Raw genomic sequence first — 13,607 nt, 5'->3', positions numbered from 1 at the left:
GGTCACGGCCGCCGTACTGGCTGATGTCCACGCCGTCATCGTAGTCATGCAATTGCACCAGCGCCCAGCCCCCCAGTGTGAAGTGCCCGCCCAGCAAGACGCTCAGGCGACGGTCCAGCAGTGCCTGCAACGCCGCCGGTGAATTGTTGATCGCGCCGAACAATACGCCTTGGCCTGGCACACCGCCGGCTTCGGCATAAGCCTGCATCACACCGAACGCCATCTCGTCATTCGCGGCCCAGACCAGCGACGTCTGCGGGTAGCGCTTGAACAACAACCTGGCCTGCTCGTAGGCGCGTTGCCGGGTCCAGCCGCCGTACACCAACTGGCGCAAACGTACTTCGGGGTGTTCGGCCAAGGCACGCCGCAGGCCCTTCTCGCGAAACTGCGCGGACGGGGTGATCTTCAAACCGGAAAACGCCAGCAGCTCGATCGTCTGGCCAGGGGCCACCGGGCCGCGCTGTCGAATCAGCTCCTTGAGCATCAGGTAGCCGCCCTCCTCGTCATTGGGCACCAGGCTACCGAGCAAATCGGGATACTTGTCAGGTCGGGCGCCGATCAGTTTCATCTGATCCGCAGTCAAGGCGTTGTTGACCATGAACAGCTTCACACCGCTGCCTTTGGCCAGCCGCAGGATTTCGGGGGCGATGTATTGCTCGTTGACGAAGACCAGATAGTCGGGACGATGGGAGCCCTGAAGGGCTTCGCGAGCCTGCCGGATAGTGTTTTCCGAGACGCGGTCGGAATACTGGATGCGCAAGTCCATCCCCAGGTCGGTCGCCGCGGCCTGCATGAACTGCGAGTAACTCATCCAAAAAGCTTCCGTGGGGGTTCCCGGGTTCAGGAACAGCACCGACGCCGCCTGGGCACAATGTCCCGCGACCATGCCCAGCGTCAGTAATACGCCACACAAAAACTTCAACATTGGTCGTCCGAGCCCCCGGAAATTCGCCGCGCATTATAGCCAGCGAACCTCCGTAAAACGGCGATTTTTCCGGTTTTTGTCAGACAATCGTCGGTACCGGGCCCGGACGGGGTCGCTTACTGATGACTGACCCAGAAAACAGCCGTCCCCACGACCAGCATGATCAGGAACAAAATTGCCCAGGCATCAACGGTGCTATCGCTTTTCCGTGCTTTGGTTGGGTTGCTCATTGCATCGCCTCTTGTCGGTTTTATCGGTGATTGCATAAAGACACGAGCAGAGTAAAGACGACGATTGCCCGCATCACAAACAGGGTCTTTGCAACAACGATTCTCATTAGGCGATTTGGTTCTTTACATATGCTCAAACATCACTTTTACGCATAACTGCAAACTGGTATCTTGCCCCGGCTCCGTAGGGAGTGCGCGGCCGTGCGCGCAGAATTGCCGAGGTTTTATCGGACGCCAGCAAGCCAACATACGCCGCTGTTTCCGACCGGCCCAAGCCTGAGAACAGGACTTATATGTACGTATACGACGAATACGATCAGCGGATCATCGAGGACCGCGTCAAGCAGTTCCGTGATCAGACCCGACGCTATCTGGCAGGCGAGCTGAGCGAAGAAGAATTCCGCCCCCTGCGCCTGCAAAATGGCCTTTATATCCAGCGTTTCGCGCCGATGTTGCGAGTCGCCGTGCCTTACGGCCAACTGACTTCGCGCCAAATGCGAATGATGGCCAAAATCGCCCGTGACTACGACAAGGGCTACGCCCACATCAGTACCCGGCAGAACGTGCAGTTCAACTGGCCGGCCGTGGAAGACATTCCGGACATTCTTGCAGAACTGGCCACCGTGCAGATGCACGCGATCCAGACCAGCGGCAACTGCCTGCGCAACGTCACCACCGACCAGTTTGCCGGTGTCGCCGCCGACGAACTGATCGACCCGCGCCCATGGTGCGAGATCGTGCGCCAGTGGACGACTTTCCACCCGGAATTCGCCTACCTTCCGCGCAAGTTCAAGATCGCCGTCAACGGTTCGACTTCCGACCGTGCCGCTATCGAAGTCCATGACATCGGCCTTGAGCCGGTGCACAACGCCGCTGGCGAACTGGGCTTCCGCGTGCTGGTTGGCGGTGGCCTGGGCCGTACGCCGGTGGTGGGTGCATTCATCAATGAATTCCTGCCGTGGCAAGACCTGTTGAGCTACCTCGATGCCATCCTGCGGGTCTACAACCGCTATGGCCGTCGCGACAACAAGTACAAGGCGCGGATCAAGATCCTGGTCAAAGCGCTGACGCCTGAAGTCTTCGCGCAAAAAGTCGATGCGGAGATGGAGCACCTGCGCGGTGGCCAGACCACGCTTACCGAAGCTGAAGTGCAGCGCGTCGCCAAGCATTTCGTCGACCCGGACTACAAGGCCCTGGAAAACCAGGCAGCCGCACTGGCCGAACTCGACCAGCAGCACCCGGGCTTCGCCCGCTGGCGCGTGCGCAACACCCTGGCCCACAAGAAGCCGGGTTATGTGGCCGTGACCCTGTCCCTGAAGCCGACCGGCGTTGCACCGGGCGACATCACCGACAAACAGCTCGACGCCGTGGCCGACCTGGCCGACCGCTACAGCTTCGGTCAACTGCGCACCTCCCATGAGCAGAACATCATCCTGGCCGACGTCGAGCAGGACAAGCTGTTCGCCATGTGGGGCGAGTTGCGCGAGCAAGGCTTCGCCACGCCGAACATCGGCCTGCTGACCGACATCATCTGCTGCCCGGGCGGCGACTTCTGCTCCCTGGCCAACGCCAAGTCGATCCCGATCGCCGAATCGATCCAGCGCCGTTTCGACGACCTGGACTACCTGTTCGACATCGGCGAGCTGGACCTGAACATCTCCGGCTGCATGAACGCCTGTGGTCACCACCACGTGGGCCACATCGGCATCCTGGGGGTGGACAAGAAAGGCGAAGAGTTCTATCAGGTTTCCCTCGGCGGCAGCGCCAGCCGCGACGCCAGCCTGGGCAAGATCCTCGGCCCGTCCTTTGCCCAGGAAGCCATGCCTGACGTGATCGAAAAGCTGATCGACGTGTACATCGAACAACGTACCGAAGACGAACGCTTCATCGACACCTATCAGCGTATTGGTATCGACCTCTTCAAGGAGCGTGTCTATGCAGCGAATCATTAAGAACAACGAGGTCGTCGACGAGACCTGGCACCTGCTGCCCAAGGATTTCAACATCGACGGGATCAGCAACTGCGACGACCTCATCGTGCCGTTGCAGCTGTGGCGCGAACACAGCCGCATGCTCCTGGCCCGCGACGGCGGCCTGGGCATCTGGCTGGACGCCGATGAAGAAGCCGAGGAAATCGGTGAAGACGTGGCGCAGTTCCAGGTCATCGCCCTGAACTTCCCGGCATTCACCGATGGCCGCAACTACTCCAACGCCCGCCTGCTGCGTGACCGTTACGGTTTCAAGGGCGAATTGCGGGCCATTGGCGACGTGCTGCGCGACCAGCTGTTCTACATGCATCGCTGCGGTTTCGATGCCTTTGCTGTACGCCCCGACAAAGACCCGTACGAAGCCCTTGAAGGCCTCAAGGACTTCTCGGTGACCTATCAGGCCGCTACCGACGAACCGCTGCCGCTGTTCCGTCGCCGCTGACCGTCACGCCTTGAACCCCGGCCCGGGGTTCAAGGCGTTTTACCCTTCCCGCTAAAACTCCGGATGATCCGCCAGCGGAATCGGCCGCCCCGTGGCGACCCAATCGCGGTACAGCCGGGCTCGATCTTCCAGCACCACGAACAACCTGAACGGATTGTCCGCATCGGCCATCCGCGTTTCGACACACTGACGCAACCAGCCCCACAACTCCTCTGAAGCATCCGCTTCGTGCAGCAAGCGCCACACTCGCGCCTGTAGCGACAGATAACCGACCTGGAAATCCGCCGTCAGGCTCAAACCATCCATGACCCGCAGCAACGTACTGCCCGATGGCTTGCCGGCCAATCGTTGCCAGATCTGTTGCCGCGCCTCGCGCACGCTTTCGTCGCCCTCCTCCAGCCAGGGCGTCACACTGCCGTAATCGGCACCCGGCTCACTCAGCCACAGATTGATACCGGTGCGCTCACGATGATCGACCAGGCGCAACAACGTGTTTTCATCCGTCAGCGGGTTACCCCACAGTTTCACCCGGTCCCGGGAGACCGCCTGATTCAGTATCGCGTAGGGAACCCGGCCGATCCGGTTGCCGCGCAAGTCAAGCGAGGTGAGGTACGGCTGATCGGCGATGCCAATCGGGCAAAAGCGAATTCCGGTGTTTCTCAAGTTCAACACGCGCAACTCATTCAACCCCAGTACAACGGGCGGGACTGCCAAAGGGTTGTCGCTCAGATCCAGCGTTTGCAGGCTCACCAGATCACAAAACTGTGAAGCCGTGTTCTCCTGAAGCTGCAGCAAAGTGGAACTCAGGTTCAGCGTCGTGAGGCGGGTCATTTGCCGAATCGGCGGCGGCAACACACCTTCCAGCACGCCATCCGCGTTGAGCCGCCGCAGGTCGACACGTTCCAGGTTCAGGGAACGCAGGTTCGGAAAACTTTCGAGAAAGAAGTTCAGACCCTCGCGCTCGACCAGGTGCAGGCCCTGCATCGATAGCTCGACGACCTCATTGAAACGCACGTTCATCGTCGGCAACCGATGGTAGTCCTCGAAACCCAGATCCAGCCTGTAGCCGGAAAACACTTCACCGGACAGCACTCTATTGATCTGGGGCGGGCATTTTTGCCAGATGCTCATCAGCTCATCGCCCAGTTCAATACGCGTTTCACGCTCGTAATCAATCACGGTTTGCAGCAGTTCGGCGTTGTGCGCTGCGACCTGCTGAGGATTCATGCCCGCGGCGTCATCATCGTCCACTGCCAGAAAATCCACGTCCATGTCATCGACATCCAGCACGGCCTGGTCGACCCACTGACGCAGGTCGGCATGCAACTGTTGCATCTCGAGAGTCAGCCGATCCACCAGTGCTTGTGCACCATCACCTGCCGTCAGGAGTAACTCGTCCGCCTGGGCATCGGTGAAGTCCGGGTACAGACTCTTGACCTGCAAACGCTTGATTTCGTGGGTCAGCACAGCGGCCTGTGGCGTATTCGGAAAGCCGCCGCCGCGCAATCCCGGTGCCTCGAAGGGTAACCCCGAATCCATTCGACCCAAGCCATGCGTCAGTTCGGAGCGGGACAAAGCGTGCCCGCCAATGCGCAAGCGCAATTCACTGGCAAGGTCCGGCATGCGCAGCGACATCGCCGTGCGCTCCTCCACGGACAATAGGTCGACCAGCGCGGTAAACAGATCCGAACCCTCGCCGACGGTAGCGGCCACTGCAGAATACCGATAACGATCACCCACCTTGATCAAACGCCGACAATCCGCTGAATCGAGCGGACCGCAGCGGTCCAGGACCCGGCCGCTGATTGATCCGTCGAGCACTTCGATGCGCAAGCCGTTCGGCCAATCGGGCAGGCGTTGCAGGGAATGCAACGCCAGGGCATCGGTTTCGCGATGGATGACCGAGCGCAAGTACAGGCCTTCATAGGCCCGGTTGAGTCGTACGTGTTGTTGATACTCCCGCGCCTTGCTGTCCAGGCGCTTGAACAGTTGCAGTGCCTCGTCAGCATCGAAGGGCCGATCGATGTCGACTCCCGAACGGTCGAGGATTTGCTCCACGGCACTTTTCGGCAACCCGGGGTATTCGCCCTGAAACAGGCGAATCCATTGCTGGTCCGAGTGCTGGAGCGCCTGATAGCGGGCGTTGAACAATTCAGCCCGCGCCTGCGAATCGGCGACGGTGTCGAGTTCCTGGTCGAGCTTGAAGCGCGTGATGGTGTCGGCGAGCAACGGCGTCGGCGGACGTCCGGCATGCATCAGGCGCAGCATATCGTCGTCGACCGTACTCACCCGCGCGATCTGCGCCAACACCTCATCACTGAAGGAAGCAAGTGGCGCGCAAACGCCACGCATCAGCTCCACACGTGTCGACACGGGCGCCGGAGCCGATCCGGGTGTGGGCTCGACCGGCGTTTCGCGAGGCGTGTCGGGATGCGGCTCGCTCCCGGGTTCCCGGGGTTCGTGCAGCGTTCCGGCGATTTTTTCTTCACCCTTGAGTGCCGCCACCGCCCCGGCCAGCGCAAGCGCATTGAGCAAGCCGAACACGGTGCGCGTCACGCCTTCGGAGCGCTGCTCGGGCGTTTTGCCGTTGATGGCCTGATCGAGGCCGTAACCGGCGTCGATCAGGCCGGCCAGCACCAGCACACCCTCGCCTCCTGGAATGAACAACGCCAATGGACCCAGCCGATTGATCCACTGCACAAGCGGTTCCACCACCGCGCTCAGGTTGTCGCGATTGACTTGGGCATCGTCGCGGATGGTTTTGACACTGGCCATGGAGGCTTGCTTCATGGTCAGCACCAGTTGTGCGAACGGATCGGTGTCGGTCGGCGCACGCGCAAGGTCGATGTAGTCCTGCGGGTCCCAGAATCCGTCGTTGTTGAAGAACCCGGCGTTCTTTTGCAGCCAGTGTTCCTTCGGGTAAACCGCCATGCCCTCCAACGCCGTCCACACCCCCGCATGGAAGGTGCCGTCTTCACGATCGTCCTCGGCAAAGTGCGCAGCCAACGCTTGCCGTGTAGCGTCCACCCGGCCTTGGGCCACGATCCATTGGCGCAGGTGCTGGAAGTCGGTGAATTCATGCAAGGGTGAGGAATTGCCCGGGATATTCAGCAAGACCCTGCCACTGTGACGGTGGCGATAACACCAGATATCGTTCGAGGTGTAGCGATAGATCGTCAGCCGGCCGACCTCGATCGGCGCGCTGACGCGGGTTGGTGCCTGCACCTGGCCGATGCTCAGCGCATTCCAGGTCTGCTCCGCTGGCAATCCGGCGGCCTGCATTGCCAGGGCCAGGCCTTCCTGACTCAAACTGCCCTCCTGATGCTGCAGGCAGGCGCTCATGATAAAGGCGGCCTTGGTCGAGGTTCTCAGGTCGTAAGGCTCTGTCTGGACGATGCGCTTATCGGAAGGCCAGGCGTGGTCAAGATAAGCCTGATAGCGGGTTTGCAGATCCAGTTCCCATACCCATTGTTTGAAATCGGCCGGCCGGAGGGCGATTTGCGTGGAGGGACCGTAGGTCTGCGGTGTTGTGCACCGGTAAATACCCTCATAGTCCCGATAATAATCCACGGCTTTGGCAGAAACGTCATCGACGGGATCAACAATGCGTATCTCGGGACCGATGTCCGGTGGCGTGTACAAGCCGAACGCCGTTTCACCGAAACGACCGTCACCCACCATCTGATAATTCGACAGCAATGCCTGCACCAGGGTGCGTGAATTGTTCACCTTTCCCTGGTGGATTGCGTCATGCGCGGCGCTTGCGTCAGTGTCGTAGTCCAGCGTTACCAACAGAGCCGTTTGCGGATCAATGGCCTGTCCCCATTTTTCCGTTATCAGTGCTGCGCCGAATTGCTCGGGGGATTGCGGCAGCGCTGTCGCTACCGCCGTTTTCAGTTCATCACGCAAGGGCGTGACAGGTGGATGTGGCGGGGCGTAGTGGCCGTGCGAATAGTCGTTCATGTGCATTCCGTTGCAGACATTGGAGGAATTGCAACATAGCGGGCGGTGTCTGGGTCGGCAGTAGGAAGGGCTCGTCAGCGCGTCTGGGAAATTTCGCTGATGCGTGAAGGATGTAGCAGCTGCCGAGCCTGCGAGGCTGCGTTCGAGGACAAAGTCCTCGCAGGCTGGTGTACGCGGTTTGTCTGATACACCGAGCTGCACGGTTTTGCGACTGCTTCGCAGCCGAACGCAGCCTCGTAAACTCGACAGCTGTTACAAAGGACCGTTTCAACTTCAAAAACCGCAGCAGGCGCTGCGGTTTCATTTTTTCGAAGGCAACAAAAGCCTTACCAGAAGCGTTGCTGGGTCAAGCGGCTCCACCAGCTCAGCAGCACGCGATCGACCGAACCGCTGGCGGCCATGCCGATGCGCTCCGGCAGGCTTTTGCGTTCGGAGTAATGCAGGTGATAGAGCTCGGACTGCCTGGCCCGTTCGGCGAGGTATTCATCACTGGTCTTGAGTTCGTCGACCAGATGTTTGTCCAGCGCCGCGACGCCCAGCCAGATTTCGCCGGTGGCCACTTCATCGATCGCCAGTTGCGGGCGATAGCGCGACACGAAGTTCTTGAACAGTTGGTGGGTGATGTCCAGGTCTTGCTGGAACTTCTCCCGGCCCTTCTCGGTGTTCTCGCCAAACACGGTCAGGGTGCGTTTGTATTCACCGGCGGTCAGCACTTCGAAGTCGATGTCGTGCTTTTTCAGCAGGCGATTGACGTTGGGCAACTGCGCCACCACGCCAATCGAGCCAAGGATCGCAAACGGTGCGCTGATGATCTTCTGGCCGATGCACGCCATCATGTAGCCGCCGCTGGCCGCGACCTTGTCGATGCACACGGTCAGGGGCACGCCGGCCTCACGAATACGCGCCAGTTGCGAGGAGGCCAGGCCGTAACTGTGAACCATGCCGCCGCCGCTTTCCAGGCGCAACACCACTTCGTCCTTCGGTGTGGCGAGGGTCAGCAAGGCGGTGATTTCGTGGCGCAGGCTTTCGGTGGCCGAAGCCTTGATATCGCCGTTGAAATCCAGCACGAACACCCGGGGTTTGACCTCGGGTTTTTTCTTCTGTTTCTTGTCGGTTTTAGCCTGGGTCTTGCGCAGGGCCTTGAGCTGGTCCTTGTCGAGCAAGGTCTGCTCCAGGCGTTCGCGCAGCCCTTTGTAGAAATCATTGAGCTTGCTGACCTGCAACTGGCCGGACGACTTGCGCCGTCCCTTGCTGCGCAAGGCCGCAAAACTGGCCAGGACCACCAGAATGGCGATCACCAGGGTCACGGTCTTGGCCAGAAAAATGGCGTACTCGGAAAAAAACTCCACAGGGACTCCTCAAACGATACGCGGCATGAACGCGCGCGGGATACCTCCAGCATACCCATGCGCCGACCTTGCGACCAGCCGTGTAACCTCTGGCAACAGGCCTGTAACGGGCATTTCAAACAAGCGTATGTTTTTTCATTGACAGCACACCGCCATCCTCATAACCTCGCCAAACCTTCAACGTACCGGGAAGACGCGGACGTGGGCAGCATCTACTTGATTCGACATGGCCAGGCCTCCTTTGGTGCAGACGACTACGACGTCCTGTCGCCGACCGGTATTCGTCAGGCAGAAATCCTTGGCCGGCACCTGGCTGAACTCGGGATCAGCTTCGACCGCTGCCTGGCGGGAGACCTGCGCCGCCAGCAGCACACGGCCAACAGCGCGCTGGAGCAATTCGCCGCGGCGGGCCTGACGGTGCCGCTGCTGGAAACCGACTCCGCCTTCAACGAATTCGACGCCGATGCGGTGATCCGCGCCCTGTTGCCGGCCATGCTGCCGGACGAACCCGAAGCCCTGGACATTCTGCGCAACGCCGCGCAAAACCGTGGTGAGTTCCAGCGCATCTTCGCCCTGATCATCGAGCGCTGGCTGGCCGGCACCTATGACACACCGGGCCTGGAAAGCTGGCTGGGGTTTGTCGAGCGGGTGCGGGCCGGCTTGCATCGCATCCTCGACCAGGCCGACAACTCCCACAAGATCGCCGTGTTCACCTCCGGCGGCACCATCACCGCCCTGCTCCACCTGATTACGCAAATGCCTGCCCGGCAGGCCTTTGAATTGAACTGGCAAATCGTCAACACCTCGCTCAACCAGCTTAAGTTTCGTGGTCGCGAGGTGGCCCTGGCTTCCTTCAACGGACATGCGCACCTGCAACTGTTGAAGGCCCCGGAACTCATCACGTTTCGCTGAGTCCGGACTATTGTGACCCTGGCTGTAATCACCCAGCTCTTATTACCCAAGAAAGGATCGAACCATGACCTCCGTAGCTGATGCCGTACAAGCAATGAAAGCCAAGTTCAACCCAGCCGCTGCTGCCGGTCTGGACCTGATCTTCGGTTTCCGCATCGACGACACCAAGAACTTCTCGCTGATCGTCAAGAACAGCACCTGCGAACTGCAGGAAGGCGAGAACCCGGACGCCCAGGTGACTCTGGTGATGGACGGCGAAACCCTGGAAGGCATCGTCGACGGTTCGACTGACGGCATGCAAGCGTTCATGGGCGGCAAACTGCGCGCTGAAGGCGACATGATGCTGGCGATGAAACTGTCCGAGCTGTTCCCGTCGTAAGCACCTGGCTCCCGAACTTTGGGAGCGTGCCTGCTGCAAACGAATCCCGCCCTTAGTGGCGGGATTCGTCGTTTTTGCCTGCCCGCCGCTGAACCTTGTGCCAAGGCGGCATACAATGCCTGAACCTCCCACACCGGCCACCCCATGGACATCGACCTCGCCCGCACCTTCCTCGAAATCGTCCGCCATGGCAGCCTTGCTGCCGCCGCGGAAAAACTCCATGTCACCCAGACCGCGATCACCGCACGGGTGCAAAAACTCGAGAGCCAGCTGGGCAGCACCCTGTTCGTGCGTAATCGTGCCGGTGCCCGCCTGACGCCCAACGGCGAAGCGTTCGTGGTGTACGCCAATCAGCTGGTACAAACCTGGGAAGCCGCGCGGCGTGATTTGCCGTTGCCCGAAGGTTTTCACGACGTGTTGCACATCGGGGGTGAGGTGAGTCTGTGCAACCCGCTGATGCTCGGCTGGGCCGGTGAAATCCGCAAAAATATCCCCAGCCACGCCCTGCGCATGGAAATCCGCGATGGCGAGAACCTGCTGCGGCAACTGGAGTTGGGCGTTCTGGATGCTGCGTTGGTGTATCAGCCCGAGTATTGGCCGCGTTTGCAGGTCGAGCAGATTCTCGAAGAAAAGCTGATTCTCGTGCGCCAGGCCGACAAGCCCGATCCTTATGTGTACATCGATTGGGGCACTGATTTCCGGCGCCAGCACGACGCCGCGCTGCCGGAAAAAGCCAAGGCCGCGCTGAGTTTCAATCTCGGTCCGCTGGGCTTGCAGTACCTTCTTGAAAACGGCGGCAGTGGCTACTTCCGCACCCGCGTCGTACAGAGCTATCTGCAAAGTGGCACCCTGGAACGGGTGCCCAAGGCGCCGGAATTCAACTACCCGACCTATCTGGTCTACTCCCGCGATCGTGACTCGCCGACGCTGCAACGGGCCTTCGACCTGCTGCGCAAGGTCATCGATTCCGACGAAGACTGGTCGCAGCGCTGGGATCCGCTGACCTGAGACCGGTTTGCACCGGATCATGGCCGTTGTGTCCTCAAGGTTCGGCCCGTCAGATCACCGGGATCGGCTAATCTGAAAGAGATAACAAAAACGACAGGTGATTGCAGTGAGGCAGACCACCGAAGGATTTCGCAGCCGTTACCGCGCCGACATTCATCCGCTCTACAACCCCTGGCTGCACGGCGCGTTTGTCCTGGTGTTCGGGGCAGTGGCGATCAGCGCTTTCTGGAGCGACGTGCATCAGGTGCAGCCAGCGCAATGGCTGGCGATGCCGGTCACGCTGCTGTTGTTCAACCTCGGCGTGTACATGGTGCATCGCCACCTGGGGCATCATAAAAAGAGCTTCGCCCGGCTGTTTTATGCCCGTCATGCAGTCGACCACCACAGCTTTTTCACCCCCGGCCACATGACCTACGACAGCGCCCGCGACTGGCGGGTGATTCTGTTTCCGGCGTGGCTGATCGTGCTGCACACCCTCGCCGTCGCCCTGCCTCTCTGGTGGCTGCTCAAGCACATCAATACCAACGTCGCCGGACTGGTCGGCGGCCTTCTTGTCCTCGGTTACCTGACTTACGAAGTGTTTCATGCCTGCGAGCACCTGCCGCCGCGCAACCCGCTCACACGGCTGCCGTGGATCCGCCAGATGCGCCGGCTGCACGAACTGCACCACCGTCGCGAACTGATGCAGGAACGTAATTTCAACATCGTTTTCCCGCTGATGGACTACCTGTTCGGCACCCTCTACTGGGAACCGGAACCCGAGCCGCTCAACCCGACGAGAACACCCATGACCCGCATGCAGCATCAGGTTGTCATTGCCGCAAACCCGATCCAGGTACTTGCCTACGCCAGTACCGTGACCCTTTGGCCGCAATGGCATCCGTCGTCGCTGCACATCGATGGGCCAATAGGTCCGTTGCATGCCGGCGCACGTTTCGAGGAGGACATCCGCGCCGGCGGCCGCGACGGGCACTTGCGCTGGGAGGTGGCGGAGTATCTGCCCGGACGGCGCTGGAGCGCCGAGGCCCGGGGTGATCACGGTCTGTCGCTGGTGCTGACCTATGAATGCGAGGCCACGGGCGAGGACACATGCTTCGTCCGCACCCTGGAGTATCAATTCAGCGGCCTGGCGATGCGCATTGCCAACCGCTTGTTGCTCAAGCGGCGCATTGATCGGGAATCGGCGGCGTCGATGCTGGCGTTGCGCGACATGGCACAGAAGTATCGGGCGGCGACGGGGGTTGGCGTGTGAGCAGAACTTTCAAATGTCTGTTACTGGTCATCGTCGCCATCGGCGCCTTCCTGCTGCTGATGCCGACCAAAGTGCGACCGGTGGCCTGGACGCCACAACCTGCGCCGTCCCTCACCAGTGGCATCTACGCCGACAATCAGCGGCTCAAGGCCGTGGAGCGCGTGGGTGCCGCCAACATCGACGGGCCGGAAGCCTTGTTGCTGGAAAACGACACGCTCATCACCGGCCTGCACGACGGTCGCCTGATCCGCACGAGCCTGGACGGCAAGACCACCAAAGTCCTGGCCGTTACCGGTGGCCGGCCACTGGGCCTGGCGCGGCATCCCAATGGCCTGCTGGTGATCGCCGACGCCGTCAAAGGCTTGTTGTCCCTCGATGCCCAGGCGCGTCTTGTGGCCTTGACCACGGAGGCCGGCGGCGTTCCCTTCGGTTTCACCGACGATGTGGTCATCGACAAACCTGGTCACTACGCTTATTTCAGCGACGCTTCGAGTCGCTTCGGCTATGGTCACGACGGTGAGGCCGTGATCGAACACGGCGGCGACGGTCGACTGCTGCGCTACGACTTCCAGACCGGCAAGACGTCGGTTGTGCTGGATAAGCTGGAGTTTGCCAACGGCGTGGCCATGGGACCGGACGATGCCTATGTACTGGTCAACGAAACCGGGGCCTACCGCATCAGCCGTTATTGGCTCAGCGGTCCGAAGGCCGGTACCCACGACCTGTTCATCGACAACCTGCCGGGCCTGCCGGACAACCTGTCGTTCAACGGCCACGACCGGTTCTGGGTGGCCCTGTATGCCCCCCGGAACGCCTTGCTCGACGGCACGGCGGCGCATCCGTTCGTGCGCAAGATGATCGTGCGGGCCATGACCGTCTTGCCCAAGCCCGTGGAAAAACGCGGATTTGCCCTGGGCCTGGACCTTGAGGGCAAAGTGATCGCCAACCTGCAGGACGGCAGCAGCGACAACTACTCACCCATCACCACGGTGCGCGAGTATGGGGACTGGTTGTATTTCGGTTCGCTGAAAGCGCAGAACATGGTGCGATTGCCGTTAAGCAAGGCATTGCAATGAGCAGTACACCTGTCTGAACTCACCGTAGAACCCATGTGGGAGCAGGCTTGCTCGCGAAGACGTCAGCACATTCAACATCGACA

10 protein-coding genes are annotated in these 13,607 nt (G+C 60.6%); 7 read left to right on the top strand and 3 right to left on the bottom strand.

What is annotated here, in order from left to right:
* Positions 1 to 925 (bottom strand): ABC transporter substrate-binding protein (locus PMI34_RS12125; protein ID WP_008050680.1); only part of this gene is annotated, 925 nt, incomplete at its 3' end.
* A 523-nt stretch (positions 926 to 1,448) separates the two neighbouring features.
* Between PMI34_RS12125 and PMI34_RS12130 the strand changes: the two genes are divergently transcribed.
* Positions 1,449 to 3,107, top strand: coding sequence for a nitrite/sulfite reductase (locus PMI34_RS12130; RefSeq protein WP_008050678.1), 1,659 nt, complete (start codon positions 1,449 to 1,451; stop codon positions 3,105 to 3,107).
* Positions 3,091 to 3,585: a DUF934 domain-containing protein gene (locus tag PMI34_RS12135; protein ID WP_007987432.1), complete on the top strand. Its 495-nt coding sequence runs from the start codon at positions 3,091 to 3,093 to the stop codon at positions 3,583 to 3,585. The genes PMI34_RS12130 and PMI34_RS12135 overlap by 17 nt, the downstream gene beginning before the upstream one ends.
* 51 nt (positions 3,586 to 3,636) lie before the next feature.
* Here PMI34_RS12135 and PMI34_RS12140 read toward each other — a convergent pair whose 3' ends face one another.
* Together PMI34_RS12140 and sohB are read right to left on the bottom strand one after the other, a co-directional pair.
* The gene (locus PMI34_RS12140) at positions 3,637 to 7,548 is read right to left on the bottom strand and encodes a dermonecrotic toxin domain-containing protein (RefSeq protein WP_008050677.1); all 3,912 of its coding nucleotides are present in this window, start codon (positions 7,546 to 7,548) and stop codon (positions 3,637 to 3,639) included.
* 326 nt (positions 7,549 to 7,874) lie between these two features.
* Positions 7,875 to 8,897 (bottom strand): protease SohB, encoded by a 1,023-nt coding sequence (sohB, locus tag PMI34_RS12145; RefSeq protein ID WP_008050675.1) that lies wholly within the window; start codon positions 8,895 to 8,897, stop codon positions 7,875 to 7,877.
* 201 nt (positions 8,898 to 9,098) lie between these two features.
* On the opposite strand from sohB, the gene PMI34_RS12150 reads away from it, so the two are divergent.
* From PMI34_RS12150 to PMI34_RS12170, 5 genes are all read left to right on the top strand, one after another.
* The gene (locus PMI34_RS12150; RefSeq protein ID WP_008050674.1) at positions 9,099 to 9,809 is read left to right on the top strand and encodes a histidine phosphatase family protein; all 711 of its coding nucleotides are present in this window, start codon (positions 9,099 to 9,101) and stop codon (positions 9,807 to 9,809) included.
* 64 nt (positions 9,810 to 9,873) lie between these two features.
* Positions 9,874 to 10,188, top strand: a complete 315-nt coding sequence (locus PMI34_RS12155; RefSeq protein ID WP_008050673.1) for an SCP2 sterol-binding domain-containing protein — start codon at positions 9,874 to 9,876, stop codon at positions 10,186 to 10,188.
* A gap of 144 nt (positions 10,189 to 10,332) precedes the next feature.
* Entirely contained in the window at positions 10,333 to 11,196 is an 864-nt protein-coding gene (locus tag PMI34_RS12160) for a LysR family transcriptional regulator (protein ID WP_008050672.1), read from the top strand.
* 106 nt (positions 11,197 to 11,302) lie between these two features.
* On the top strand, positions 11,303 to 12,448 hold the full coding sequence (locus PMI34_RS12165; RefSeq protein WP_008050670.1) for a sterol desaturase/SRPBCC family protein: 1,146 nt from the start codon (positions 11,303 to 11,305) through the stop codon (positions 12,446 to 12,448).
* The gene (locus tag PMI34_RS12170; protein ID WP_008050669.1) at positions 12,445 to 13,524 is read left to right on the top strand and encodes an SMP-30/gluconolactonase/LRE family protein; all 1,080 of its coding nucleotides are present in this window, start codon (positions 12,445 to 12,447) and stop codon (positions 13,522 to 13,524) included. The genes PMI34_RS12165 and PMI34_RS12170 overlap by 4 nt, the downstream gene beginning before the upstream one ends.
* Positions 13,525 to 13,607: the final 83 nt, after the last annotated feature.

The organism is Pseudomonas sp. GM74 (assembly GCF_000282455.1).
Taxonomy (GTDB): domain Bacteria; phylum Pseudomonadota; class Gammaproteobacteria; order Pseudomonadales; family Pseudomonadaceae; genus Aquipseudomonas.
This window is presented reverse-complemented; position numbering and strand designations above follow the sequence as displayed.

Excerpts from the sequence above, each read along its gene's own strand:
- PMI34_RS12130 (WP_008050678.1), top strand. The coding sequence starts at position 1,449 with ATGTACGTATACGACGAATACGATCAGCGGATCATCGAGGACCGCGTC.
- PMI34_RS12135 (WP_007987432.1), top strand. The coding sequence starts at position 3,091 with ATGCAGCGAATCATTAAGAACAACGAGGTCGTCGACGAGACCTGGCAC.
- PMI34_RS12140 (WP_008050677.1), bottom strand. The coding sequence starts at position 7,548 with ATGAACGACTATTCGCACGGCCACTACGCCCCGCCACATCCACCTGTC.
- PMI34_RS12155 (WP_008050673.1), top strand. The coding sequence starts at position 9,874 with ATGACCTCCGTAGCTGATGCCGTACAAGCAATGAAAGCCAAGTTCAAC.
- PMI34_RS12160 (WP_008050672.1), top strand. The coding sequence starts at position 10,333 with ATGGACATCGACCTCGCCCGCACCTTCCTCGAAATCGTCCGCCATGGC.